General features: G+C 40.0%; 22 protein-coding genes and 1 tRNA gene. 6 read left to right on the forward strand and 17 right to left on the reverse strand.

The annotated features are described in order from the left end of the window. Positions 1-77: 77 nt before the first annotated feature. Positions 78-1763 (forward strand): histidine kinase dimerization/phosphoacceptor domain -containing protein, encoded by a 1686-nt coding sequence (locus DV872_RS19175; protein ID WP_114631577.1) that lies wholly within the window; start codon positions 78-80, stop codon positions 1761-1763. A gap of 63 nt (positions 1764-1826) precedes the next feature. On the opposite strand, the gene DV872_RS19180 is transcribed toward DV872_RS19175, so the two are convergent. The 5 genes from DV872_RS19180 to DV872_RS19200 all read right to left on the reverse strand — a co-directional run bounded on the left by DV872_RS19180 (position 1827) and on the right by DV872_RS19200 (position 6556). After that, a tRNA-Val gene (locus DV872_RS19180) sits at positions 1827-1900 on the reverse strand. A 54-nt stretch (positions 1901-1954) separates the two neighbouring features. Further along, positions 1955-2389 (reverse strand): response regulator, encoded by a 435-nt coding sequence (locus tag DV872_RS19185; protein WP_114631578.1) that lies wholly within the window; start codon positions 2387-2389, stop codon positions 1955-1957. Position 2390: 1 nt separating this feature from the next. Beyond that, positions 2391-2861, reverse strand: coding sequence for a chemotaxis protein CheX (locus tag DV872_RS19190; protein WP_114631579.1), 471 nt, complete (start codon positions 2859-2861; stop codon positions 2391-2393). A gap of 48 nt (positions 2862-2909) precedes the next feature. Continuing rightward, positions 2910-4214 (reverse strand): chemotaxis protein CheW, encoded by a 1305-nt coding sequence (locus DV872_RS19195; protein WP_114631580.1) that lies wholly within the window; start codon positions 4212-4214, stop codon positions 2910-2912. An 8-nt stretch (positions 4215-4222) separates the two neighbouring features. Beyond that, on the reverse strand, positions 4223-6556 hold the full coding sequence (locus DV872_RS19200; protein ID WP_114631581.1) for a chemotaxis protein CheW: 2334 nt from the start codon (positions 6554-6556) through the stop codon (positions 4223-4225). 257 nt (positions 6557-6813) lie between these two features. Here DV872_RS19200 and DV872_RS19205 point away from each other — a divergent pair, with 257 nt between their 5' ends. After that, positions 6814-7662, forward strand: coding sequence for a hypothetical protein (locus DV872_RS19205; RefSeq protein ID WP_114631582.1), 849 nt, complete (start codon positions 6814-6816; stop codon positions 7660-7662). Between the two features lie 65 nt (positions 7663-7727). On the opposite strand, the gene DV872_RS19210 is transcribed toward DV872_RS19205, so the two are convergent. The 8 genes from DV872_RS19210 to DV872_RS19245 form a co-directional block, all read right to left on the reverse strand. Beyond that, complete coding sequence (locus DV872_RS19210) at positions 7728-8732, reverse strand: flagellar filament outer layer protein FlaA (RefSeq protein WP_114631583.1); 1005 nt, start codon at positions 8730-8732, stop codon at positions 7728-7730. Between the two features lie 96 nt (positions 8733-8828). After that, positions 8829-9314 carry a GerMN domain-containing protein gene (locus DV872_RS19215; protein ID WP_114631584.1) on the reverse strand — a complete coding sequence of 162 codons (486 nt, stop codon included), beginning with the start codon at positions 9312-9314 and terminating at the stop codon, positions 8829-8831. Continuing rightward, positions 9311-10342, reverse strand: coding sequence for an N-acetylmuramoyl-L-alanine amidase (locus tag DV872_RS19220; protein WP_114631585.1), 1032 nt, complete (start codon positions 10340-10342; stop codon positions 9311-9313). The genes DV872_RS19215 and DV872_RS19220 overlap by 4 nt, the downstream gene beginning before the upstream one ends. After that, complete coding sequence (locus DV872_RS19225) at positions 10326-11894, reverse strand: ATP-grasp domain-containing protein (RefSeq protein ID WP_114631586.1); 1569 nt, start codon at positions 11892-11894, stop codon at positions 10326-10328. Before DV872_RS19225 ends, DV872_RS19220 begins: the two co-directional genes overlap by 17 nt. A 3-nt stretch (positions 11895-11897) precedes the next feature. Beyond that, the gene (locus DV872_RS19230; RefSeq protein WP_114631587.1) at positions 11898-13673 is read right to left on the reverse strand and encodes a methyltransferase domain-containing protein; all 1776 of its coding nucleotides are present in this window, start codon (positions 13671-13673) and stop codon (positions 11898-11900) included. Then, positions 13657-14331: a cytidylyltransferase domain-containing protein gene (locus DV872_RS19235; protein WP_114631588.1), complete on the reverse strand. Its 675-nt coding sequence runs from the start codon at positions 14329-14331 to the stop codon at positions 13657-13659. The genes DV872_RS19230 and DV872_RS19235 overlap by 17 nt, the downstream gene beginning before the upstream one ends. Then, positions 14328-15275: a hypothetical protein gene (locus tag DV872_RS19240; RefSeq protein WP_147283213.1), complete on the reverse strand. Its 948-nt coding sequence runs from the start codon at positions 15273-15275 to the stop codon at positions 14328-14330. Before DV872_RS19240 ends, DV872_RS19235 begins: the two co-directional genes overlap by 4 nt. Further along, positions 15250-16761, reverse strand: coding sequence for a spiro-SPASM protein (locus DV872_RS19245; protein ID WP_114631590.1), 1512 nt, complete (start codon positions 16759-16761; stop codon positions 15250-15252). Before DV872_RS19245 ends, DV872_RS19240 begins: the two co-directional genes overlap by 26 nt. A 62-nt stretch (positions 16762-16823) precedes the next feature. Here DV872_RS19245 and DV872_RS19250 point away from each other — a divergent pair, with 62 nt between their 5' ends. The 3 genes from DV872_RS19250 to xseB are packed head-to-tail and all read left to right on the forward strand — an operon-like array spanning position 16824 to position 18732. Next, the gene (locus DV872_RS19250) at positions 16824-17324 is read left to right on the forward strand and encodes a hypothetical protein (RefSeq protein WP_114631591.1); all 501 of its coding nucleotides are present in this window, start codon (positions 16824-16826) and stop codon (positions 17322-17324) included. 16 nt (positions 17325-17340) lie between these two features. Further along, positions 17341-18531 carry an exodeoxyribonuclease VII large subunit gene (xseA, locus tag DV872_RS19255; protein ID WP_114631592.1) on the forward strand — a complete coding sequence of 397 codons (1191 nt, stop codon included), beginning with the start codon at positions 17341-17343 and terminating at the stop codon, positions 18529-18531. Positions 18532-18540: 9 nt separating this feature from the next. Next, entirely contained in the window at positions 18541-18732 is a 192-nt protein-coding gene (gene xseB, locus DV872_RS19260; RefSeq protein ID WP_114631593.1) for an exodeoxyribonuclease VII small subunit, read from the forward strand. Here xseB and DV872_RS19265 read toward each other — a convergent pair. After that, positions 18717-19154 carry a DUF192 domain-containing protein gene (locus DV872_RS19265; RefSeq protein ID WP_114631594.1) on the reverse strand — a complete coding sequence of 146 codons (438 nt, stop codon included), beginning with the start codon at positions 19152-19154 and terminating at the stop codon, positions 18717-18719. The genes xseB and DV872_RS19265 overlap by 16 nt on opposite strands. Continuing rightward, positions 19154-19702 carry a hypothetical protein gene (locus DV872_RS19270; RefSeq protein ID WP_114631595.1) on the reverse strand — a complete coding sequence of 183 codons (549 nt, stop codon included), beginning with the start codon at positions 19700-19702 and terminating at the stop codon, positions 19154-19156. The genes DV872_RS19265 and DV872_RS19270 overlap by 1 nt, the downstream gene beginning before the upstream one ends. A gap of 84 nt (positions 19703-19786) precedes the next feature. On the opposite strand from DV872_RS19270, the gene DV872_RS19275 reads away from it, so the two are divergent. Continuing rightward, the gene (locus DV872_RS19275) at positions 19787-21286 is read left to right on the forward strand and encodes a PEGA domain-containing protein (RefSeq protein WP_114631596.1); all 1500 of its coding nucleotides are present in this window, start codon (positions 19787-19789) and stop codon (positions 21284-21286) included. On the opposite strand, the gene DV872_RS27300 is transcribed toward DV872_RS19275, so the two are convergent. Together DV872_RS27300 and DV872_RS19285 are read right to left on the reverse strand one after the other, a co-directional pair. Beyond that, on the reverse strand, positions 21278-21589 hold the full coding sequence (locus DV872_RS27300; protein WP_114631597.1) for a zinc ribbon domain-containing protein: 312 nt from the start codon (positions 21587-21589) through the stop codon (positions 21278-21280). The genes DV872_RS19275 and DV872_RS27300 overlap by 9 nt on opposite strands. After that, positions 21589-26220: a SpoIIE family protein phosphatase gene (locus DV872_RS19285; RefSeq protein ID WP_114631598.1), complete on the reverse strand. Its 4632-nt coding sequence runs from the start codon at positions 26218-26220 to the stop codon at positions 21589-21591. Before DV872_RS19285 ends, DV872_RS27300 begins: the two co-directional genes overlap by 1 nt. Positions 26221-26268 lie beyond the last annotated feature (48 nt).

Genomic DNA, 26268 nt, shown 5'->3' on the forward strand with positions numbered 1-26268 from the left:
TTAATGGTTTTATACTCTATTTCACAATAGAATTAAATTTTACTGAAATCTGTTTGCGGCTATGATATCCTTTAAATATGATTTATTTTCCAACAGTATATTTTTTGCTGAATATCATAACAAGCGGTCTGACACTCTCATTAGCATTCCTTTTTTTCTTTTCACGGGGAAAGCCGATATTCAAAACAGCTACCATCCTTATGTTTCTGTTCTGGCTGTGGCTTATTTCAGAGTTAATGGAGTATTTTGCTCCTGTTTTTGAAATTAAAATATTTTTTAATACTCTTCAATATTTTGCAACAGGTTTTCTGCCTGTTATCTGGTTAAGCTTCTGTTACCAGATCAGGCATAATAAATCTATTTTTGATAAGAAAGTAAACAGACTGATGTTTCTTTATCCCATTATTGTAATCGGACTTGTATTGAGTAATCCCATACACCATCTGTTATGGTTGAATATTGAGCATTTTACGGGAGATTATGGACTGACCAAGGAGCTTCAGCCACTTTTTGATATATTAATAGTCTTTATGTTTTTCTCTATTTTCCTGGGTATCGGGATGCTTGTATATAAACCGACCAGAACCCTGCTCCAAAGAGGGCGCGGGCGCTGGGTCATCGTCTTTATGGGACTTTTTACAATATCAGTCAGTTTTATAGAATGGCTGGTGGATTACAGACATCATTTTGAGCTCACTCCCCTGACTCTTACCTTTGTCGGATTTTCAGCTCTCCTGTATATTCAGAACAGTATTAAAACTCAGATCCTACTCAACAAATACAATGTTTTGGCAACACTGAAAGAGCCTCTGTTCTTGATTAGAGATAATGGAATGATACTTTTTGCAAATGATTCCGCCATCAGAATGTCAGGTATTGCTGAGACACAGTTCTACGGTATTAATATCAAGTCTCTTATTCCTCCACTCTCTCATATGAAAGAAGGAGTCATCTTTCATAATCACTCCTTTTTCTCGGTAAATATCAATGCCGTAGAAATTGAGAACGACAGTCTGCTCACCCTGTCACTGACCGAAGTAACAGCCTTAAAGGATTCTGAAATAAGTCTGAAGCACCTGAGCGATGAGCTGGAGACCCAGATTAAAAACCGTACAGAACGGCTTAATCAGAGTAATCTCAAGCTGGAAAAACTTGTGGAAGAGAAAAATATTCTTTTGCAGGAAGTTCATCACAGGGTGAACAATAATCTTCAGATGATCATCAGCCTTTTAAATCTGCAGGGCAGCCGTACAGAAGTAAATGAATTGAAGAATTATCTTAAAGAGGCAGTTTCCCGGGTTCAGACAATTGCGATGGTGCATCAGATGCTCTATAAGTCTGAAGACTTTTCAAGGATAAATCTTAAATATTATCTGCAGGATCTTTTGAAATCCATACTCAAGGAAGATACGGATAATTTAGAAATGGATTTTACAGATATAATCTGTTCAACAAATACATGTATTCAAGTGGGTATGATCATGAATGAAATTATTCTGAATGCCCTGAAATACGCCTACAATATTGAAGATGAAAATAAAAAGTTTTTCTGTATGAGCCGTGTTGAAAAACAGAAGGGAGTCACAGACCTACTGCATATAGAGTTTAGGGATTATGGAAAAGGAATTGATCTTGAGCTTGAGGATGCAAAAAATGAGTCTCTTGGTTTCAAGATTATCAATACCCTTGTGGAACAGCGTAACGGTGAGCTTAAGATCTATAACGACAATGGTTGTGTCTATGAACTCTGGGTTGAATTATAATTTGGATCAAGTACTGGATTTATAATAAAAAAAAGAGATCCGAAATATCGGATCTCTTTTTTATGGGGAGCGGCGGACTCGAACCGCCGACACCATGCATGTCGAGCATGTACTCTAACCAACTGAGCTAGCCCCCCTTGGGAATCATCATTTTACGGTTATTGACAGAATTGTCAATAACCGTTGCTAAATTATTTTATAGCGCTGACAACCCGTTCGAGAACCTTTTTACGGTCCAGTGGTTTTACAATATAATTCTTGGCTCCGATCATAAGAGATTTCTTCACCAGATCCTGTTTTCCAAGGGCACTTACCATAATGACATTAGCATCTTTATCAAACTCAATGATCTTTTCAAGAGCTGTTACACCGTCCATACGTGGCATTGTAATATCCATTGTTACCAGATCAACTTCGGGGTAAAGTTCTTTATACTTTTCAACACCCTCGGCACCATCCGATGCTGTACCTACAATTTCAAAACCTTCTGATGTCAGAATCTGGCTGATCTGTTTTGTAACAAACATGGAATCGTCTACAACAAGAACCTTGATAGACCTACCGTCACCACTTTGTCCTTCCGGGACTCTTTCGTTTATTGAGGGAAAATCACTTGTTGTTTTCATCTTAGACTCCTAATCGCTCTCTTATGGCCACATTGATTTCGACTTTACCATGAGGCAGTCCCAGTGGAACAATAAGTGCTTCAACATTGATATCAGAAACCTGCATATTTTCACCGGTAATAATTGCCGGAGGTGTCAGGTCAAATTTAAAACCTAGATCATGCAATTTAGTTACAGCCTGGGCTGTAACCATATTTGCAAGCTCTGTAATCGTAGCTTTTACCAGCTCATCCATTTCAGTCAGCTCTTCACCGTTCATTGTAGAAGCAATCTTGATTGCTGTCTCTTGAGACATATCAATCAGCACTCGTCCTTCTACATCTCCGGCTAGTCCTACTATCGCTGCGACACCCAACACCGGCTGTGTTGATTTTTTAAGATAAAGCTCATCTCTGTTTACTTCAGTTTGAAGTACTTCCTTGATAATGTTGAATGCAGCTTCAACAAAAGGATTGATATACTCAACTCTCATGCAGTATTCTCCTCATTAAATTTAATTATATACTATAGACTCACGATTTTAATTTTTTTTATATAATTTATAACTGTTATTCTCAACCACATTCCAACCACTGATACTGATGGGGATTTCGTTGTCTCCAAGCATAAGCAGACCACCGGGCTTAAGGTTGGCATACATAAAATCCAGCAGCTTCTGCTGAGATGTTTCAGGCAGATAACTTAGTGTATCACGGCAGATGACCATGTCCAGAGGGGGCATGGATACATCATTGTTCAGGTCACTGTATTCAAATATGATGCTGTTTTTGATAACTTCATTGAACTGTGAACCACTGCCGGCGTCAACAAGATATTCACTGTAAAATGAAGAGATCCTGCTTTTGTCAAAGGATAGGCCGGGAGCCGAAGAGATATTTATAAGATCATTATCATTTCCCTGTACTTTCAGTATGGTTCCAGGATTCTTGTTCTTAAGCATTGAAGCAATTGAATAGGTCTCATATCCGCGTCCGCATCCCGGGTTCCATACAAGAGAATTACCCTTCAGATCAGGTAAAATTGGAGTCAGTGAATTGATAATTTCATCACTCCACATCTGACCAGTACCGATGGAGAAAAATCCTTTCAGGAATTCAATTGCATCTTCTTTGTTCTTAAGCTGAAAGTTGTCTTTTCCCTTTTGTTTTATCCAGCTGTCAAAGCGAGCGGATATCCAGTCGCGGTTAAGAGCGCTGGGATAGAAACCAAGGTATGTGGCCAGTGTTTCTTCAACAAAACTCTGATTAAGTACTTTATCGGATTTTTCCGGTTTAGGGACTTCAACTTCCTTATATTCCGCAGCCTGTGCGATATTTCTGATATCTTCCTTGCTGTCACTCTTTGTTTCATTGTTGAAGATTTTTTCAGCATCAAGGATGATGTAAAGGCTTGAATCATTTTCCACAACACCATCAATATATTTAATATTAATATCTCCAAATAAGGGATGAGGCGGCTGTTTTCTTGATGAATCAATGCCAATAACCTTTTCAATGGAATCAACAAGTATACCCATTGTGTTGTCCTCAAGTCTGAGGATGATCATATTCTCGTATCCCTTTTCATTGCTTGTTGCGGGAAGGTTGAAGAAGACTCTCAAATCTATAACGGAAATGATATCCCCTCTCATATTGTATACACCCCTTACAAAGGGTGCCGAGTTAGGTACAAAAGTAAATTTCTGAGCTTTATGAATCTCTTTGACCCGCATGATATCGATTCCGTAGTCTTTACCGGCAAGTGTAAAAGTTACCATCTTGAAGTCAATTTTAGCCATTTCGAGCTCTTTCTGCTCTTCTCTGTTTGTCAGTCCCTGTATGCTCATTCTTTACCTCAATACGCCTGTGATCTTTTGAGTCTTGTAGCCTGTTCCTTCTGGATGCAGAGATCCAGAAGCTGACTGACATCGATGATTAAGGAAACAGTACCATCTCCCAGGATTGTTGCTCCTGCAATACCGGGAGAATTGGTATACTTGTCTTTAAGAGGTTTAATAACAACATCTTCTTCACCGATCAGTGAATCTACCATAACGCCCATCTTTTTATCACCGCTGCCCACAATAACAACAAAATTATAATCCTTGGAACTTTCTGTATCAAGGCGAAATAAACGATTCATCCTGACAAGAGATATTACATCATCCCGTACATTGAAAACCTCATGGTTATCGATAATCTTGATTTCTTCGGGTTTAATTCTATGACTTTCTATAACACTTGTAATGGGAATTGCATAGACTTCGTTACCGACACGAACCAGAAGACCCTGTATTATTGCCAAAGTCAGAGGTAGTTTAATAATAAAGCTTGATCCTTCTCCCCGGCTTGAATGGACTGTAACAGTACCATTAAGTTTTTCAATCTCTTTTCTTACAACATCGAGTCCCACACCTCTTCCCGATATATTTGTGATCTCTTTGGCTGTGGAAAAACCGGGTTCGAATATCAGGTTGTAAGCTTCTACATCTGAAAGATTTTTACTGGGATGAATAATTCCGCGGTCAATTGCCTTCTGCTTTACAGTCTCCACATCAATTCCGGCTCCGTCATCAGATATCTCGATGACGATCATATTACCTTCATTGCTGGCTTTAAGAAGAATCTGTCCTTCTTCGGATTTACCTCCTTCAACTCTTACATCAGGATTTTCAATACCATGGTCAAGTGAGTTACGAACACAGTGCATGAGAGGATCAAGTAATTCTTCAATTACTGATTTATCCAGTTCTGTATCTTCACCTTCAATTGTAAGTTTTATCTTCTTGTTGAGAGATTTTGAAAGGTCTCTTACAAGTCTGGGAAATCGGGAGAATATCTGATTGATTGGAACCATTCTGATTTTCAGGATAGCTTCATGTAGGTCCCCCGTATTTCTACCAAGATTGGCTGAGGTACTTTTAAAAGTACCAACAGTCTGTTTAAAGTTGGTTTCAAAGGAATCAAAGATTGTAAAAAGATCCTCATATTTTTCATTGATCTCTTTTTTTACATCTTTAACGGACTTATTTCTCTGTATATCTTCAAGAAACTGAGGAAGATCATCAAACAGAGATTTCAGTTTGTCCTTGAATGTGCTTTCTGCATTCTGAAGTTCATTCTGAATATCTACAAAAGAGCTGTTTATCTGGTTGAAAGTTGCTTTATTGATTACCGCTTCACTCACAAGGTTTAACAAGTTATCAATTCTTTTACTGTCCACTCTGAGGATCGATCCGCTGTTATCTTTGGATTTGGTTTTCGGGGCAGCTGCTTTGGTAGATTTTTTTATCTCAGTGTTAATTGCATTTTCACTGACCGCCGCTTTCTGCTGAACTTGTGCAGCAGGAAGCGCAACAGGAGCTTCTTTAGGGGCTTCAATCCCGGCAGCTGCCGGTTTTACAGTAGATTGTTCCTGACCGAGTATTTCCGCATCCACTGCATCTGTAACTTCAGAAATAAAGGCTTCAGCTTCAAGTGCGACGGGATCATTCTCTGAAGAGATGAAATACTGAACCACAGGGAAGTACATGTCTTCATATAGTTTATCAAAATCGGGAACAGTTTTGAGGATCTGTCCCTGATTCTTAAGCCTTGCATAGACCTGTATCCCCCCCACAGAGTTCATAGGGTTGGATTCATTAAAATATACAGTTACCTGCACGACCGGCAGGCCGCCGGTAGCTTCTTTCAACTCCAGTATTTCATACTCAGAAAGCTCTGCTGTTTCTTGAGGAGCTGCCGGTTCTTGTGTTACAGGAGTATCCTGGGCCGGGACAGCAGCTGTGCCCTTCCCTTCACTCAAGGCCTTGAGACTCTGCTTAAGGCTGGTGATATCTTCTTCGTAGATAGATCCGTTGCTGCGCTCTGAAAGCATTTCCTTAATTACATCAATTGATGCAAGAAGGTTATCTACAACTGTGCCGTCAATTTTTATATTATCGCTTCTGATTTCATCAAGAAGGTCTTCAACCAGGTGAGTAAACTCAGCCAGTTCGGTCATCTGTACAGTAGCTGCTCCACCTTTCAGGGTATGTGCCGCTCTGAATATTTCATCAACAGAATCTCTATCTTCCGGATTATCTTCGATAGCCAGTATATTCTGTTCTAGAATTTCAACTTGTGAATTGGCCTCAGAATAGAAATCTTTTAATAGCTCTTCATTATTCGGATCTAGGTAATCACTCATTACTGTAATCTCGCTTTGCTGCTTTCTGTGTTTTATATATTTTATATTAAATTAAACTGTCTGATTTTACAAAGACATTCCTATTATACATATGAAAAAGCTTCTATGTAAATAATTTATACTATAGGAATATATGGTCTGCTTAAAAAAGATAAATAAATGCAATTAAATATGTGATGTAAGCAGATAATTCTAAGTTAAGGAACATAATCATACGAAAATTATAAAGTAACACTTTATTTTAAAGGTATGTCCGGATGAAAAAGATTCTTATTCCAGCACTTCTAATATTGCTATCCCTGCCTGTATACAGTCTTGAGACTGGCATCACTACTGAATTCGGTAACTATGGTTTATCAGATTATAGTAGCAGTTCTACAGAATATATTCCTTATTTTCAGTGGGCCGCGGAGATATTCTATCATGATAAGTCAGAATCAAATGATAATCTTCAATATGGATTTGTTCTTGGCCGGGACACGATTAAAGGATACAGCCTTGCTGCAGAATTAAAATTCGTACAACCCTACTACTCCATATCATTTGGTCCTGTATTCGGGATAATAAATGAATCATACACATTAGTTAAGCCGGGATTTTCCGGTAAGCTGCGTGGTGAATGGCCCGGACGTCTTTTTATGGAGATCGGAGGTGATATGATTCCAGCTCAATATGCGGGAGCTGAGAATGACTACAGTAACTACAGCAGCTATTACACATTCGGTTTTTATCTCAAGCAGAATCATATACTGTGCTATTTTACACAACAGCTTGATAATTATGCCGCTCTTTCGGGAAGCAATCCCTATACTGACAGTCTCGTGAGTTACATATTCTACACCATTTTTTTTGAAAAGAGATCAATCTTCAAGATCGAAACTAAAATGGGATATGAAATTCTAAACAGAACATTCCAGGATACAAGTGATATTGAATTAAGAAATATTCTATTTGGTTTAAGAACAGACTTTTTTGTTAAACCGGGTGTATCGGTGTTTATCGGGCTGGATAACAAGATCTATCCGGTTTCAAGAGGTTCAATTGAACTGAATGATGTACCTCTATACCAGATAACAGTAGAATCCGGATTCCGCTGGAGTAAATAAAAAAGACCCCTCTCGGGGTCTTTTATATTTAATAGAGCTTTAGATCGGTCTATTAAGTCAGGTAATTATTCTGCAGCTGGTTCTTCAGCTGTAGCTTCTTCACCTTCAACTTCTTCATCAGAATGCATTTTCTGCTGTTCCAGGTATCTAAGAACCTGTACATTACCAAGTCTTTTGAGTTCAGCATTTCTTCTTGCTTCTTCTCTGTCAGCGAGGATGCTCCATGTGGATTCATGATCGATGTCAGAGTTGAGTTCATCAAGAACTGCCTGGTCATAAATGATACTGATATCTTTTATGTAAGAGATAAAATCTCCGCCTTCCTGCATAGCATCTCTATAGATATAGAGGCTGTCCAGTGTCAGAGCAGGCATGCTTCTGGGGTAAAGGGGATCATTTCTAAGTTCTCTGTTTCTGATTTGAGAAACATAGTTAGGATTCTGCCATTCCAGCTCTCTCCAACCATCAAAGTCAAGGTAACTCAGAAAAATAGACTGTTTGTTGTTTCTCGCATCACGAAGAACAATTCCTAATCCCATGGGGAAGTTCATACCATAGACACGAACTTTAATGGATTTAAGAACACCGACGTTTTTTACAACACCGAATCCGGAGAACTGGTCTCCCCTTACTGCTTCATCGTCAACAGTACTTGTTGCATAAGCGGGGATTTCGAATGGGGGTTTAATCCATGCGTATCCATTAAAGGACCCTTCCGGAAAGTGAACCCTGACACCCATTACCTGGTCACCAGCTGTCGCAAAATTATTTACGTCATTGTTTACAGGAACACCAAGTACATAAGAGAGAGAGTTATTCACCACAGTCTGTGAAGAAGAAGTCAACCTGACTTCCCAGTTGGGAACAAGCAGTGAGGTCTGCATAGCAGCCTTTTCTTCTTCGGTATAGCGTGTGCCCGCTACTGTGCTAAAATCCATAACAGTTGCTTTATTCTGGCCCTGATAGTCATCAATTAGATCAGAAAAGTTGATTAGAACTGTTTCCTCAGCAAATACGGACCCTGTCAGGCAAAAAACTGCCAAAAACAAAAGTGTGAAGAACCGTTTCATTCATAGCTCCTTTCGAATTCATTTCATTTTATTTATAACTCAAAATTATACGAATGCCGACATGTTTGTCAACGATTTAATTTTTTTTTTACTAATTCAGGATTCGCTTTTTTCCGATAAAGCATAGAACTCAGAGCCGGGTATCTGACCTTCCACTGTAATGGTAATATCTTTAATCTGTGGAAAATTGAAGAATATATTCTCTTTCAGATAAACGATCTTCTCCATATAGTCCAGTGGAATAGATGCACTTTCTCTTATAAAGTCTTTATTTAAATCAAGATAGAGCAATTCATCACGCCATATAAATGATCTTATTTTTGTCCCCTCAGGTATGAAAGGATTCACCTTCAGGGCAACCGGCCCCAGGATAAGTTCATTGATAAAAATATCAAGTCTGTGATGAGAGTCTTTAGAACGGTAAACTTCCCGAATTTCAGCATTTTTTCCTTTCATGGAGTCCAGAGGGAAAAAAAGTACATAACTGCTTCTGCCATTCTCATTATTGAACAATATGACAACTGTTAACAAAAGAATCAGAATTATGGATACGGGAATAAAAGGGACTGCTTTTTTAATCATTCATTAAACCTGTTTTCAAAAAAATCTACGAAATCAACAATCCCATTATAGATGCCATTATTAATTTGTATCAAGTATCGGGGGTCACGCAATTTCATGCTTTCCTCATTATTGGTAATAAAACCGGCTTCAACCAGTACAGAAGCCATCATTGCATTTCTGACAACAAACCAGGATTCTTCCTTTAGACCTCTGTTACTGGCACTGCCGCCGATCTCTTTTTCTAAATTATTGAGAATATATCCTGCCAGCTTTTTGCTTTCAAGAGTAAATTCTTCTTCCATTAAAGTGTTAAGAACCGGATCAATAGAACCATTTTCAGACTCCTTTTCCGGAATAATCTGTCTTCGGTAATCTTCGGGAAGATACCATACTTCAAATCCTTCAGCCTTGGTATTCAAACTCGCATTTCCGTGTATTGATATATATATAATGCCTTCACCGTTTTCTGTATTTACACCGTTAGCAAGCTCCACCCTGTCTTCTAAAGTGGGATATATATCGTTTTCTCTTGTCAGAATAATTTCTTTATCTCTGAATTTCTCTTCCAGACGTTCTTTTAGAGCCAGTGTAAGATCAAGGACAAGATTTTTTTCCTGCAGTGCCACATTGATTCCATCAACTGGAAAACGGCTTGTGGCTCCTGAATCCCTACCGCCGTGACCCGGGTCAAGAATAATTGCAGATACACGGAAGGAAGATTCCTGAGCAGCGCTCCCCTTGTTAAGAAAAAACTTGGAAATCAAATTTACAGTATCACTTGAAAATTTAAGATTACCCTTTTCATACAGAATTGCAGCGGTATGAACCACATCCTTTCCATTCAGGAGAAGAATGGGCTCATCAGCAAGAAATACTATACTCCTGCCGTTCTTGAGGAGTATCCCCTTCTTCAGAACCGGATCCCAGAGCAGTCTTGCTCCGGTTTTATCCATAAGGGCTGTATGATCCAGGGTTTCAGAAAAAATTGACAGAGGAAGAAACAACAGGATCAGAATTAATATAATTCTCTCAGTTTTCTTTGTCATTATTATCAATATACCATAAGGCTCCCTGTACGCCTCCTCTCAGAAGAGCATACCAGAAATGTCCTGAGAAGAGAGACCACGAGGCATTTTCACTGAAAATCAGATCTGAACTCTCCTCTATTTCTTTCAGAACCCTTTCCAGTATTACAGAATTCCAGTCTTTCTGAGAGAGGAATGCAAGGCAGTCTGACGATGGAATCAGAATAGGGCTGTCTTTATACTGCATGGAAAAATCAGCTTTAAAATCATTCAGATATTCAAGAGAATCCCAGCCTTCCGCCTTATAGGCTGAGGGTGGAAAAGAAGTTTCCAGATCCTGTTCAAGAAATGTCTGAGTCTCCGTATCACCGGGCCGCAGGCCTATTCTGATTCGGCTTACGGCTTTCTCACTTGCTCTTAGAGCATCTTCCCGCTTGTCTGCAACTGCAATAACATTGCCGCACTTCATCACATTGTTTAAAGGAAAGTAAACCCGGTCTCCCTCCTCAGCCAGAATAAAGAGATCCTTTATCTCATCTGCTTCATGAGCTTCTTCGATGCCTTCAAGAGATTCTATAACACCGGGAATAGAAAGATAAGCACGTTCCGATGATGTTCTGTTTATTGTTTCATCAAGTTTGTCAGGAATTATCCCAAGGGCTATTTTCATCCCTTCTTCCACAAGGGTCACTCCAGATGCATATGGATAGGTCCAGCCCGACATATAGCCACCAGACAGCCTTGCAGCTATTTCTCCTATCATGACTCCTCTGGATGTCAGTTTTATATCACCCTTGGCTGCACCGCTCGTAATTCCGAGTGCTTTAACTGCATCTTTGAAAACGCTGAACATGTTTTCTGTCTCTTCATTGCCCAGCTCTGAAGGAAGGGTGTGACCCATCTCAATAAAACAGGGCGGATAACATATATGTCTGTCTGCAAATCCAGTGATTATGATTTCGTCCTGTGAAATGACAAGTGAATCAATGCTGTATTCTTTACCGTCCATAAACTCTTCTGCAATGGCTCTGCCGGTGCGGGAAAAGCTGATGGCTTCATTTACAGCCTTATCCAGAGATTTTTCATCAGGAACAGTAATAACCCCCCTGCCGCCCATATTATCTACAGGTTTGACAACTAGAGGATACTCCAGCTTTGCCACTGACTTAACAAAATCCATATCTACTGACAATTCACAGAAGCCGGGACTGGGAATGTTATTTTCACTGAATTTCTTTCTCATTCGATATTTATCTGTACAGTCCAATGCTGTCTGATAACTGATTCCCGGAAGATTAAGTTTTTCGGCTATCCAGGCTACAGAGGTAGAAAAATCCGTTCCACAGGTAAAGACACCCTGAATATTCATCTTATCTTTTATTTCTTCGGCAGCTTCAGCCAGACCTATTCTGTCTTTTAGATCAATATGGAGAAATAAATCTGCCTTGTTCCGGCATGGTGCCTGCGCATTGCCGTCGGCTGCTATGACGCTCCAGTTATTCCTCTGAGCAGCTTCATATGCTGGGAGCTGCATTACACCGGCCCCCAAAATCATTATTCCGATCTTTTTCATTTTTTATCCTTTCTGCGCATATATTTCAAAAGTATCGCCCCATCCCATCAGACGGCTGATAAGTAACAGCATCTGTGGGGGAATCATTTTTTTTATTTTTGGAGAGAAGCGCTCCGGATGGTGACCGGTGCTGACAAATCGTATTCTGGAAAATCCAGCACGTTTGAGGCTTTCCACGGCTGATTTTCTATCCCAGAGAGTATAATGGTCTTCAGGGCTTTTACTGTAAAAAGAATCTGCATTATAGCGTCCACTGACTCCCGATGCATAGGGAGTCGCCATGGCCAATACGCCTCCTTTTTCAAGGCGACTTGCAAGATACGGAAGAATTTCACTCAAGCTGGAAAAATGTTCAATCACATACCAGAGGGTGATTATCTGAAATTCTTTATCATAGAAAAGGTCACGGGTTTCTTTTAAGTTCAAATCACCCTGCTGTGCATCAATATTCTCAAAATTATCTTTTATATATTTTACAGCATCTTCCGAGATCTCCAGACCCTTTGCTTCATAACCCTTTTCTGATGCAGTCTGCAGAAAAGGACCATAGGCACAGCCTATGTCCAGCAGTTTCCCCTTTACGGGATTGAGTTTTTTTATTTGTTTAAGCCTTTTCTCTGCCATCTCCTGAATATGAGGGAAATCTTGAATATATGTTTTGCCATACTGATTCTTATATTCTGAAAAAAAGTATTCCTTACTGTAGATATCTTCTTTAATTCTGAACTGAACCATATATTTCATACTGCAGTCCACACATTGGAAATAGCTTTTCTCCTCGAAACGGGCTAACGCTTTTCTACTGCTGCTTCCGCATATAGGGCAGATATCCGGACTTATATTCAAACTGCATAGCCAGGACTGTATATTTTCACTCTTCTGCGAATATTGCTTCCACAGTGGGGAATGTTCCTTAAGACGGGATTCCATTGATTCTGAATCTGCTTTTAAAATTTTAAGCATTAAAGCAGTAAGCTGGTCCGGATCTAATGCAGCTGCCCCGGGATGATAAGGAATACCTGCTGCCATACATAGCTGATCATGATAATTTCCGGGATTCAACAGAAAAACAAAACGGCTGCATGACAGTGCTTCAAAGGCGGTCATACCATATTGGCATATAATAAGATCGTAATCACAGAGCTTTTCAGAGAGTTCCGCTACATAGGGAAGTACTCTGATATTATCTGTATAAATTTGTGGAGTCTCATGTGATGCTGATGGAATTATCAGATCAATTTTAATGCCTGATGTTATGATAAAAGAGGAAATCTCATCTGTATTCAGAGCCGTAAGTGCTCTACCGGCAAGATCTGAAGAATCCTCCCCGCCAAAGCTGATCAGTATACGCTCAAGGGAATCAGGACAGACAGGATTATAATTTCTTTTTAGAAAACGGTATCCATCAGAGTTTATCATCTGTTTTGTCAGTGCGGGGAGCGTATCCATCACGTAAGATGCGTGTTCTCTTATCTTTCCTGACTCATCAATAGCTATAAGAGCTATCCCCTGCAGAGAATCAGGGATGCTGTCGCTAGATCTGTTATCAAGAATTATAAGCTCCCAGTCCGTCCCGGGATCTTCATGCCATTGTATATTATCACGCCTGCTGCAAAGGGGATGGTTTTTATAATCCAGAAGCTCTTCATCATTATTCTGAAGAATAAAAATATGCATGGTTTTGAAAGTTTCACCCCAGTCCAGGCATCTCTTTAAATGACCCGTACCGTTACCCTTGCGAAGTGATGGAATAAAGAGAATCTTATCGGTCTGTATCATCTGAATTAAGATAATCCTTCAGTTTTTTGAATGGTATTGTCTGTCCCTCATACAGTTCTGTAAAAATCTTCTGTATCCGGCGGTAATCTTCTTCCGTATCCAATGTGACCCGTTGAGACATTTGCGGACTATGCTGATGATAATAGAGTGAAAACAAGTCAGGGTTGTTATAGATGTAGGGTGTAACATGTTCATGGTCATAGCTCTTATCTGTCAGTGGATATGCTTTTTCCAGAGATTCTCTACGGAACAGTTCCACTCCGCATCCAACAGGGATTCCCAGCATGGCAGTATAATCAACTGTGGATGATTCTTTTAAGAACTGAAGCAGCTGGGCTGCGGGTTCCCAGGCAACAAGAGGATTATCCCCGGTTGCTCTGATAATGATATCCGGAGAATATTGCCTTCCAGCGTCTATGTATCTTTTCAATACGTCCTGTCTGTCACCTGCAAAAATGGTGAAGCCGCATTTCTCAGCAAGAGGAGCAAGTATCTCCTTATCACCTTCTGCGGTGACAATCACATAATCATTCAAAGAGATATTCTTCAGTGAAAGCATTGCATGTTCAATGACAGTTTTCTCTTCTATTATTTTTAACGCTTTTTCAGGAAGACGGCTGGAGTCCAGCCGCACCTGTAGAAATACAGCTGTTTTCATTGAAGTTCCCAGAGTTCAGTCAGACTGTAGGGATCCATACGGAATCTATAGCGATTTTTTCTGACCCAGTTTTTAGTACTTTTATAATCTGCGATTGAATTAAATAGAGACATTCCGGATTTGAAATGAAATCTGATAATACTTCTCAACGAGAGCTGACAAGAATCTCCTTTATAGACCAGCGCCAGATTTTTAAGGAAAAATCTTTTATACGAGTCACTGATACTTGCATCTTCTTTGGGAATTTCATTCTGATAGGCAATCTTGATCCCTGTATAACAGAGGATTTTTTCACCCCAGAGAAATGCACGGAATCCGAAATCCATCTTCTGCCAATAGGGAGATTCAATCTTTATATCATAACCGTCGGTGAGCATAAATATTTTTCTGTTGTAGATTCCGCAGTAATCAAAAGGATAGAGCGTTGGTGTTTCGTTTTTCACCGATCCCAGGGGAACTATTTCAAGTTTATGTCCCGAGAAGATGGGAGCCAGTCTGATGGGGATGGACTCTTTTCTTGAATTCATAAGAACAGGAATACTGCAAAGAGCCTTCTGTTCCGCTGCCATTGCAAAAAGTCTGCCTGTTCTTCCTATAATCTGAAGATCCATATCGTCCCACATTACAAGGACATGGGAGCCCGAAGCTTCTCTTATGGCGATATTGATTTTCTCACCCACGGTTTTTTCACCGGATATGATTATGCATTTTAATTCAGGAATACTATGACTGAGTTGATCCATGTCGGAGCCGCTGCTCTCGATAGAGATTATTTCTGATAGTTTAAGAGAAGCCAGTTTTTGAAGCTGTTCCTTCCTGAAGGGTCTGCCACCCCTGCTGAGAAGAACAATACTGATTCCATTAAAGGGAGTTCTTTCGTTGTCACCAGATGCAATGATGGTATAGCTGCTCTCCATACTAGAAGTTGAAACTGTAGTATTCATCACAGTGCTCACATATTCCGCAGTATTTTTCATCTAAATGTTCAGAGAACCGGCTGTCGCCCGCTTCCCATATTTTTTCAAGCTTGTCAGTGAAACAGTTTCCAAGAGTTGCTTCCTGTTTCAGATCTTCACAGCATAGAAGAACGTTTCCATCAAGTTGAATACTCATCTCGCGCTTAAGATGCCAGCAGGGAAAGCGTTTTAAAGGTGATAGATCAGTTATTTTTTTTTCTGGCAGAGATTTAGAGAAATGATCGTATTTCTGAATGATTACATTGTCAGTTTTTTCTTTCCAGTGACGGTAGAATTGTTCAAGATCATCTTCATTTTCTTTCATTCTTATGGCTTGTATCCAGGTATGTGAAGGGTTCAATTTGAGAAAATATTCTGCAGTGGAGAGAGCTTCAGCCTGCCCTTTATCACGTAGTCTGCGGTAAAGTTCAGGGTTCAGTGTATCAAGAGAAAATATCCACTCAATCCGTTGAGAGGATATGATTTTTTGTATTCCTGCATCATCCAGATCTGTCCAGCCGACACCTGAGGTTTCTATTACGAAGGATAACTCAGTGTTTTCAAGTAGATGTTCAAGGAGCTCGTAAATATTTGTATACAGAGACGGTTCGCCCCATAGACTCAGTGAAACTACTGCATCCGGAGTATATGCTTCTATTGCCAAAGCAAGTTCAATTACTTTTTCAGGAGCCATCTGTCTACTGTCAGTCAGGTGATCAGTATTCATCTCAGGGTAGGGACAATAAGAGCAGCTCTGAGGACATGCTGCGGATATCTGAATCTGATAATAATTGGGAGCAGTTCTGGTGAAACTCTCAAGTTTATTGTGGTGATCCATGAAATCCCGGGCTCTGATGATACCTGCTTTGATAAAAGCCTGCAGCTGCATCAGATTTATTTTGTTATCAGCGGCCAGGGATATTCTATTCAGCCTTAGATCGACTTCAGAAATTTCTGTTTCTATATCAAAAGAATTAATATCCTTCTGTATCCAGGAAAAGAGACTTTCTCTCTTGATGGGGTCAGAGCACTCGGTAATAAGCTTATTCAGCTCATTCAAAGTATGGGGGTTGATAATTTCAGCAGCCAGTCCGCCCGGAAAGCCATCTGCAAAGCTGTAATCTGCATAATACTTCAGATGCTTTGCATACATTTTATTGAATAAATCGATATCCAGTAAGGGAGTATCACCGAAAAAATAGATACATTGATCATAGCCCGCTGCGGCCTGATCCATTGCCTGAAGTAGTAAGTCCTGTCTGTTTTCACTCAGAATTACATAATCTTCAGGATCTTTACTGCTGTAAAACATTTTTAACTGTTCAATATCAAGGGCAATGGGTATAATTTTTTCTACATCCGGAAGTGTGGACGTAAAATCCTGAATCATGGTGGACAGGGACTTCCCGTTCATCAGATGGATCTGTGAGTTGGTGTTGTTTTGAATCAAATTCAAAAATACTATATTTCTCATAGTCACAATATCGTCATTTAGAGTAGGTCCTCTGAGTGAAAGATACAATTCTTGGAGAAATAATGAAAGGCATTCTGAGAAAACTGAATTATCTTTGTCTGTTACTTTTTTTTGTATCTTGTACAGCAGGACCCTTAAAGAATTCAAAATCACTTGAGGATTTCTTTCATGATGAAAACCTTAACTATATAATGGACAATGAAGGTGACTTCAGAATCCTTGCTGACGGTGTCAGTATTCTTAAGGATGTATGGATACGGGGGCAGCTGAACCATTCGGGTTCTGTGGCAATAAGGGAGATATTTTCTGTTTCATTGATTATCAGTGAAGAAGAGCTTGATTCATTGAGCCGGGTACTCCTTTTAGATAATATGCAGACTAGAATTATGGGCAGCTGGTCTATTATGATTGAAGATAACCCTGATAGTATTAATAAGAATTATCTGGTTCTCTATACAGTGAAAGCAGGACTTGATTCGGATAATAAGTATATTCTCCAGGCTGTAAGAGAGGCTGCGGAAGCGGCATCCACCCTGGAACAAGTTCTTTCACCCGGAATATAAGCAAGGCGGTAGATATTTGAACGGAATTCCAAGCTATAATGTCAGCGAACTGACTTATATGATAAAAAACACACTGGAAAATCAATTTCCTGTTGTAAGAGTAAAAGGCGAGATCAGTAACTTCAGACCCGCGGCATCAGGACATTGCTATTTCAATCTCAAGGATAAAGATGCTGTTATCAATGCTGTTCTATTTAGACAGCAGCGGAGTACTCTGGATTTTACTCCGGCCGATGGTATGTCTGTGACTGTGATCGGCAGACTCTCGGTCTATGCTCAGCGCGGGAACTATCAGCTTATCTGTGAATCAATGGAACAGAGCGGTAGAGGAGATCTTCTTTATCAGTTGGAACTGCTTAAGAAGAGGCTTGAGCAGGAGGGCCTCTTTGATCCTGAACTGAAGAAGGAGCTGCCCCTCTATCCTCGTACAATAGGGGCTGTCACATCCGCAAGGGGTGCAGCACTGCAGGATATAATTCAGGTTCTTAAAAGAAGGATGAAGTCTTTCCGTCTGATTGTGAATGATACGGTTGTACAGGGAGAATATTCAGCTCCTTCCATAGTCAGATCCATTGAATCAATGAATAAAAGAGATGATATAGATGTGATAATTCTAGCCCGTGGTGGAGGATCGCTCGAGGATCTGCTCTCCTTCAGTGATGAAAGAGTTGTCAGGGCTGTGGCTGCATCCCGGATACCTCTGATCAGTGGAGTCGGTCACGAGATAGATTTTTCTCTTGCAGACTTTGCAGCTGATATGAGGGCTCCCACCCCGTCAGCTGCCGCAGAGATTGTTTCAGAAGCAACACTGGACCTGGAGCAGAAAATCAGACGGAGCCGGGAAGAACTTAAACAACTGCTGCAGCATTCCATGGAGAAGACGCGATGGCGTTTCAGCAGCTGTGACAGGACTGTTCTAGACGGCATAATGACGGGACGGATTGAAGACATCAGGCAAATCCCGGATTTATGGCACTTGGATAATAATAAATTGCTGTCAGACAGAATAGGCAGCTGGAGGTCTCAGACTGCTCTGATGAGTGAGACCATCTCCTCTGTGTCTCCGGAAAATATATTGGCACGAGGATTTCCACTTATATTCAAGGATAATAAAATAATAAATTCTGCAGAGCAGGTGAAAAGCGGTGACCGCCTGAGTCTCCGTTTCAGAGACGGAGAAAAAACCGCTCTTGTTGAAAAAGCATAAGGAAAAAAAATGAAATTCGAAAAAAAGATAAAACGACTGGAAGAGATCACAGAAATAATTAAAACTGCGGCTGTAGATTTTGATGAGCAGCTGAAACTTTACAAGGAAGGCTCCGGTCTTGCCCAAGAGATTGAGAAAGAGCTGGACAGTGCCGAGCAGATGATCGAAGAGATAAAGGTTGATGATCAGAAGGAAAAGTGAACTTGATCTCCTTCTCCAATTCCTTTTTTATCAAAATACCCCTGATTCACTTCCAGAGCATACAGTACTGAATGACTTGACTGTACTGCCTTCTGGGAGAGGGGGGTTAAATTATGAATTTCCCGGATGACACCTGATTTGCTGATATAGGCTATGGAAAGGGGAATCTTTGTATTCTTCATCCAGAAGGACATTTTCTGTTCTTTTTCAAATATAAAAAGCATTCCCTGATCTTCGGGAAGAGATTTTCTGTACATCAGCCCCTTCTGTCTGCTTTCAGGTGTATCCGCAATCTCAACTCTGATCTTTTCTCCATTGATTGAGATGTCATATAATGGTTTTTCCCCTGCAGAGCATGAGACTGCAAAGAAGAGACTGAATAAAAAAAGAATTAAGTTTTTTCGAGGGTGAATATATTTCATTAGAAATCCTTCAGGAACTCACTGTGTGATATCTCCTGAAAACTCTTCAGACGTATATCTTCTTCAATAAATGAGTTGAAAACTTCAAGATCGAGATATTTTATGGTCAGAGGATATTCAAGACTCAACTGCATCTTTTCATTTTTCCAGAAAAGACCCTCCGGTGAAAGTTCAGCCGGTTGGCCGTATTTCTTTGTCAGAGTTTTCTGCAGTGAATAGAAATCCATTCTTTCTCTATCCATCTGCAGAATAATCAGATAAAGCAGATTTTCGTTGAATTGAAAAAAGCCCTGATCGATAAAAGCTCTTCCGCTGCTGCTTATAAGAGACTGGTTTCCATTTGTCTGGATAGATACATCGGGATCTCCCCGAAAGTCAAAGCGGGCTTCCCGTAACAGCAGATCCTTGACTTCCGAAAACTCCATCCCCAGCAGTATGCTTCTATAACCGTCAGGGAGGGCAGATATTTCTTCTGTACTGTCTTCGTCCCCGGTCTCTATGTTACTGTTTTTCGTCTCATCTTCAAATAATGAACTTTGACTATACAATAGCTGTGAAATAAGGAATAATAATATTATTATATTGTACTTTAATGTTCTCATTATTATTATATATCGGATGGGTAGAGCTAATTGAAAAGCGAAACAATCATTAGAAAATCTTCATCTTTAAAAACAGTCTGTTTTCTGTTTCTCACAACCTTGTTTCTTGTTTCAGCTGAGTCACTTTACGCTCAGGAAAACAAGACTCCCGTTGTTGATATCCAGTTAAGAAAAAAACTTGATTATGAACGCCCTCCCCGCCTTCAGGAAGAGGATATACGTGAAGGAAAGTCATTCCAATTTGTTTCCGGACTTGAGATTATCACAGATATTGAATATGTGAAGATTTACATATTTGATGTAGAAAATGGAAGAACTCCATTTGAAAGTAATGATATTACAAATGGATATATCAGAGTCAAACTTGAGAAACCGGGTTACAGGGATTTTTCATTCTGGGTAAACGTTAAAGAGGACTACAGGACCACTGCGCATGTTTACTATGAGGAGAAACCTAGATCATCTGTTTCCGGTACTCCAGTAGATAATACGATTCCTGAAAGGGATTCTCATCCCCTGTATCTTTCATTCAATCCCGGTGATCCTGCCTATTACAGGCAGATTTTTTTATTGAACAGCGAGGACAGTGATTCTCACTATACGGCAATTTTGAAGAGTAAAGAGAGTGAAAAGATCTTTTCTTTAGTTCCTGAAGGAACCCGGTACCCCTTTATATTTACATGGGATGGTAAGGATGTTCTTGGTGAGAAACAGAAAGACGGTATTTATTCACTGCAGATGAATCCAGGTCAGACATATAAGGTTGAACTGAATAGGATGTACAGTAGAAAAGCTGCCAATTATTTCACAGGAACAGCGGGTTTGGTTCTTGTTCCAACTGCTCAAATACTCTTTCCGGGAGGATTTCAGTTTGGTTCCAGTTTCTCAATTGACCGGAATCCTGATGGCGGGACCAGCGGAGGCTACAGCCTTCCCTTCAGCTTTTTCTTAAGATTTTCTCCTCTGAAACGCTGGGAATCCTCTTTTGAAGCAGAAGTTGCCTTTATTAATGAATCCGGGGAACCTTCTCTCAGGCTTAACAGTTCTCAGAAAGCATATATATACGGAAATGATCTGTTTCAGCTCAGTCTCGGACTGCGTGGCTCATATAAAGGCGCTATCAATGACCTGAAGCAGAATGTTCAAAACTCTTTGATCAGAGATCCTTCAGGATTTTCTTTTTTCATTCCCATGCAGTTTGAGCTGAGTAATTGGGATTTTATGATCTCTCCCGAGTTTTTATATACATTGAATTCACAAGCATCAGCTGATATTTCAGACAGTTTTGATATTCTGGGGGTTATGAGATGGGGGGTAAGTTATTCAAATGCCATTTTTGGAGCAGCCTTCTCTTCTGCCCTATATCTCCCTTCATATAACGGAAACAAGATGGTAATGCAAGTGGGAGTTGAGGGGTCTTTTTATATACCCGGCACTCCCATGTACATAAATCTTTTTGCTGTTGATCAAACAGTCAAGGAAGGGCGAGAGAGATATTCAATCGGTTTAAATCTGGGATTTCTATTTTAAGTAAGTAAATAGAATTATCATCAGTATCAGCATTAATCCAAATCCTGAGAGCCAGAAGACTGAGGCTGGTATGAAATCCAGTATGGGTTTCTTTGTTCTCTTTTTTTTGGAATTGTCATGATAAGTAAACTTCTCTACTGAAGTCATATACCCGCAGTCCGGACATCCCCCTTTAAAGAATTCAGCTTTATCTATAAAACCGCAGGAAGGACATTTTACTGCCTTGAAATTAACACCACAGGCAGGACAGGAATCAGAATTTCTTTTTACTTCCTCACCACAGTTTTCACAGAAAAACCCCATTATTTCTTATGAATTCCCAGGATGGTAAGGTCATCATATTGAGGCTCTTCTTTCATATGAGAATAATAAGTGTACTCAGGATAATCTTCATCAGGAATAGGGTATTTAAAATAATCTCTATATTGATCAAAATGTACTTTTAGAAATTCATCAACTTTATTATCAATTCTAATTCTATCATCGGGACCGGCATTCGGATCAGGATAGAGGCGGAATACCTTTTCAACAGAAATAAGTGCCAGTACAGTCTCTTTCATATCTCCTATTCCCTGTCTGAAATCAAAGGAAAGCTTGATATCTTTATCTGGCTGATGATACTGGTATATCTGGTATGTGCTTTTATTGAGAACTGCATCCATTATCTCTTCAATTCTTGTAAGACCCAGTTCTTCATTATCAGAACCCTCTATATGACTCTTTGATTTTTCACCTCCGAGAATTGATGAATCACATGTTCCATCACAATGTATGATTTCAAGATCCTTAGTTCTGAATTTTCTTTTAGCTTCCTCAATTCCATCTGTGAAGAGAAAGAGAAAATCATCATTTTTAAGAGTGTGATTTATTTGCTTGAAGGCTGTCTCTCCAATTATATCTGTTCCGAACATACCAGCTGCAGGAGCCTCTTCCATCTCTTTTTTTATGACTTTTTTAAGTGCTCCGTCGTAGTAGTAGAACATATTGTCTCCTGCATGACAAATCCAACATTTCCCTGTTTCTATATTGATTACTGCGACGATGAATGCTGCAAATTTTCCCTGGAAATTTATCTGAGCAATAAGATCATTTATATTATTGACGAGAACCTCAAGGTGTATTCCATCTCTTCTAATATCCAGTTTTGAGAAATAATCTTTAAAAAGTGTGGCAACCTGTACCATGATAAGTGACGCAGGAATATCTTTACCGGAAATATCACATTTGATAGTAGCATAATGTTTATCATCTAATCTTTTATAATCAAAGTAGTCACCAGAGACACCTTTGGCACCCTCATAGTATCCGAAGAAATGAACTCTTTCATTTTCTTCTTCTCCTGTTGTATATTTTCTATCAGACTGTGGTACCGGATCTAATGGAAGAAATTTCTTCTGTATTTCTTTACCTAAAATCAATGATTTATTGGCGACAGCCGCTGCAACGAGCCCTTCTGTCATCTGATTGAAAGTTGTCGCAAGGTCGGATAACTCATCTCTTGTACCGGTTTCGATGGAATAATTCTTCAATTTGGATTTATCCTGGGTGTCTCTAACCTTGGCAACCCCTTCAACTAATTTCTTGATAGGATTGATCATCGTCTGTGCCAGAAGGAAAGCACCGACGAGTCCGCCGGCTAAAGCCAGCAGGGAAATAATAACTGTTATTCGAAGAATACTGTTTTGAGTTTCTATAATTCCTTCCAGGATGCTGTTGATCGAGACATCCAGACGGACAATCCCTCTGAAATATGAATCACGTCCCTTGTTTCTGTAGACAACCGGTTTGTAGAAGGTATAAATCAGTTTCTCATCTGAAAGGGTCTCAATAATAAACTCAGGATAGGTTTGTACAATATTTGATACGGTGGACAGCTTGTCATTGATTTCTGTTTCAATCCGGCTGATTGTTTCCTGAATTACAGCCAGTTCATCCAGTGATGCCCGGTCTCCTCTAATTGCCAGACGTACGGCATCTTCTGAAAGCTGATCAAGTTGACTGCTTTGATCACCGATCAGTTCCAGGGCCCTGCTGTTTATATCTTTTTCAAGTTCATCTATAACCTCAGACAGAATATCGTCTACCCTTGTTATACCTGGTTCAAAGCGGCTGATCAGTCCCGCTTCGGATAAAAGATCATAAATAAGATCTCTATCATCTTCTTCATATTCGATAAAACTGAAATTATCTCCCTCTCTGTACTTGCTTTCAAAGCTATTAATAGTTCCGTTGGTCCAGTTTTCAGGATAATCAACTCTTGAAACTGAGATTGTTGAGGGAAACTCCTGATACTTTTCAATATCCTTGTTATTGGAACTCCATATATAGTTGAAGTTGTCGGGGTTGTTGGCTCCCTGACCGCTTATTGTAGTATTGACCGCTTCATCCATCGCCCTGATGGTATTGGGAAGGAGTCCCAGTTCAAGACGATTCTGGGTAGGCAGATATGTTCTGGCACTTGTGGTCAGTGTTTCCAGAAGGAGTGCACTCTTGTCATAAAGTCCAACTGAAAGATTTTCCTTCTGAGTATTGATCATGTAATTTCCAAGAAAGATGGAAATCAACAGGATTACCGCAAGAATCAGGGTTAACAGAGCCAGAGTAAATTTCATTCTCAGACCCATTCCTCTCCGTTTCATACTCTTCATCCTCTCTTTTTTCAGATGACTCTTTAAGGGAGCTCCGGATATTATTGACTGTATGTCTTCTTCAAGTTTACTGTTCTCTTTCATAATTCTGGAAATCTGCCATGAAGACAGTGCACATACAGACACAAGCAATGCAATCAGCAGATAAAACATAAGACTGTTCATACTGAAAATGCGCTGACTCAATTCTATGGGCAGCCAGAATGTCTTGTAATCATAGGAGAAATCTCCGAAACGGACGGTTCCGGTTGAATCCAGTCTTAACTTGCCCTTTGCAAAGGCAAATCCTCTACCGGGATGTTCAACACCAACCAGGTAGTAGCCTTCTTCAAATACTTCAACAACAGGTCCTTCGATGACTCTGTCTGTTCTGACATCGAAAGAATCGGCAGTGAATTCATAATCCCAGGGAGCTTTACCATCACGGTCAAGAACAACTCTTTGAACCTTACCGCCCACTGAGAAACCGCGACCGATTATTGTAAGAACAACTCTTTCAAGATCATCTTTTTGTGTACGTACATCAGAAATATAGGTAACAGGTATATATTTATCTGTTCTGAAGAGAAGAATTGACGGTTCACTTCTATTGCCGACATCATCAAAGGCACTTACAGAGAGGGCCCAATGTCCATTATCACGATTATTATACTGAACGGCAGGACTGATAGTCTGTACCGTTTCGGGTGGTGAAGGCAGGTCTAACTTTGATGGATCTATAAAATCAGCATCTTCTCCCAAAAAATAAAACCTGTAACTGAAGCCGCCAAGATGTTCATCATCGGAGCTCCAGTTGAGGGTGAAAGTGTTACTGATCAGATATCCCCTTGCATCGGTGAGAGGTTTGAAAAACTGTACTGGACTCGGTGGTATCGTGTCTCGTGTGATTCTGATATGGACAGTATCTGACCAGTTTCCTGCATAGTCTACAAGAGCGATATGGAAGTACCAGTCTCCATCTTCGATAGCTCTGAATGTTTCAGTTCTCTCTCTTAGATCAAGATATTCCTTATCTCTATCGGGTTCGGTGTCTGTATTATTATCCCATACATAAGAAAAACCCTGTATTCCAGAAGAATCCTGTGGACGTCTCCAGGTTAAAATGACCCTGTCATCAGCCTGTCGTCCCTGATCAGTAAAATTTACTGTTCTAATAATGGGAGGAGAGGCTGTTTTATCAGGGGTCAGTATGACTATATTTCTATTTTCATTAAGGAGATTTTCCCAGATTGCAAAAAGGTCTCCTTTGAAGCTGATCCACCTTGCATAAGTGGAATTCCCGCTTGTTGAACTTACTATTTCGCTCTGCCAGAAAATACCATTTCTTTTTGCCAGAATCACCTGGTTATTATTTCTGTTGTCAAACCAGAGAATCAGACTCTCACCGTTATCTCTGGTGATCCTGGGAGATGCTGTGAAATAACTTCCACGGGAAATCTGTTCAATTTCTTCCAGAGACTCACCATTGCTGTTAAAGACTCCATAGTGAATCTGGGGCATGGCGCGGCCCTGTCTTCTTTCCCAAACAAGGTGAAGAGTTCCGTTTTCCGCCACCATATGGGGACGCTGGTTATCAAATTGTGTGAATTCTATATTTTCACCATCAATATATTCGTCATAGGATGTAACAAGTATTTCATCCGACCAGAGAGAATCTCCATTCTTTAGACTTTTGAGATATATCTGATATGTATTTCTGCTACCTGTATAAAGAGACTGAAAAACTACATATTCACCCTGATTATCAAAACAATAAAAAGGTAGAAAGTTCTGCTTGAGTTCCGAGTTACGTATGAAATGCTGTGCATCACTCCAGCTGAGACCCTCATCGGATACCGAATAATGTATTGAAAGTGCATCTGTTCCATTGGGAAGAGTAACGCTTCCAGTCATAAACAGAATAAGAGAATTATCGAAACGCCTGAATATTCTTGGAACAACTGAAGTATTCTCGGTTTCAATGCTTGAAATCAGTTCCAGAGGATTTCCGGGTGTATTAAGTCTATATATGGAAATACTGTTTTCAGACGCCATCAGAGAAATTAGAGGATTTCCATTTTTGTCCTGTGCAAGGGTGAAGAGAGATACTTTATCCTCTCCCCTGTACTGGAAAGGTTCAAGAAGGAGGAAAGGATCAGACCAGTTGGTACCATCGCTGGAGATACTTCCGTAGAATGAAACAAGTTCTGAGTTTCTTTCATCATAGTTTTGCCATGCAGTGAAAATATAACCTTCATCAGAAACCACCGACTGTGGGAAGTAGGCATCATCCGTCCTGATATTCATGGGAGATTCCCAATAATAATCCTCTGCAGAGAGGAGTGATGGAGTGAG

Source organism: Oceanispirochaeta sp. M1 (assembly GCF_003346715.1).
In the GTDB taxonomy this organism is placed as follows: Bacteria; Spirochaetota; Spirochaetia; order DSM-2461; family DSM-2461; genus Oceanispirochaeta.

Coding starts and splice junctions, on each gene's coding strand:
- DV872_RS19175 (WP_114631577.1), top strand. CDS start 78: ATGATTTATTTTCCAACAGTATATTTTTTGCTGAATATCATAACAAGC.
- DV872_RS19185 (WP_114631578.1), bottom strand. CDS start 2,389: ATGAAAACAACAAGTGATTTTCCCTCAATAAACGAAAGAGTCCCGGAA.
- DV872_RS19190 (WP_114631579.1), bottom strand. CDS start 2,861: ATGAGAGTTGAGTATATCAATCCTTTTGTTGAAGCTGCATTCAACATT.
- DV872_RS19195 (WP_114631580.1), bottom strand. CDS start 4,214: ATGAGCATACAGGGACTGACAAACAGAGAAGAGCAGAAAGAGCTCGAA.
- DV872_RS19200 (WP_114631581.1), bottom strand. CDS start 6,556: ATGAGTGATTACCTAGATCCGAATAATGAAGAGCTATTAAAAGATTTC.
- DV872_RS19205 (WP_114631582.1), top strand. CDS start 6,814: ATGAAAAAGATTCTTATTCCAGCACTTCTAATATTGCTATCCCTGCCT.
- DV872_RS19210 (WP_114631583.1), bottom strand. CDS start 8,732: ATGAAACGGTTCTTCACACTTTTGTTTTTGGCAGTTTTTTGCCTGACA.
- DV872_RS19215 (WP_114631584.1), bottom strand. CDS start 9,314: ATGATTAAAAAAGCAGTCCCTTTTATTCCCGTATCCATAATTCTGATT.
- DV872_RS19220 (WP_114631585.1), bottom strand. CDS start 10,342: ATGACAAAGAAAACTGAGAGAATTATATTAATTCTGATCCTGTTGTTT.
- DV872_RS19225 (WP_114631586.1), bottom strand. CDS start 11,894: ATGAAAAAGATCGGAATAATGATTTTGGGGGCCGGTGTAATGCAGCTC.
- DV872_RS19230 (WP_114631587.1), bottom strand. CDS start 13,673: ATGATACAGACCGATAAGATTCTCTTTATTCCATCACTTCGCAAGGGT.
- DV872_RS19235 (WP_114631588.1), bottom strand. CDS start 14,331: ATGAAAACAGCTGTATTTCTACAGGTGCGGCTGGACTCCAGCCGTCTT.
- DV872_RS19240 (WP_147283213.1), bottom strand. CDS start 15,275: ATGAATACTACAGTTTCAACTTCTAGTATGGAGAGCAGCTATACCATC.
- DV872_RS19245 (WP_114631590.1), bottom strand. CDS start 16,761: ATGAGAAATATAGTATTTTTGAATTTGATTCAAAACAACACCAACTCA.
- DV872_RS19250 (WP_114631591.1), top strand. CDS start 16,824: ATGAAAGGCATTCTGAGAAAACTGAATTATCTTTGTCTGTTACTTTTT.
- xseB (WP_114631593.1), top strand. CDS start 18,541: ATGAAATTCGAAAAAAAGATAAAACGACTGGAAGAGATCACAGAAATA.
- DV872_RS19265 (WP_114631594.1), bottom strand. CDS start 19,154: ATGAAATATATTCACCCTCGAAAAAACTTAATTCTTTTTTTATTCAGT.
- DV872_RS27300 (WP_114631597.1), bottom strand. CDS start 21,589: ATGGGGTTTTTCTGTGAAAACTGTGGTGAGGAAGTAAAAAGAAATTCT.
- DV872_RS19285 (WP_114631598.1), bottom strand. CDS start 26,220: ATGAATATCAGGACGGATGATGCCTACTTCCCACAGTCGGTGGTTTCT.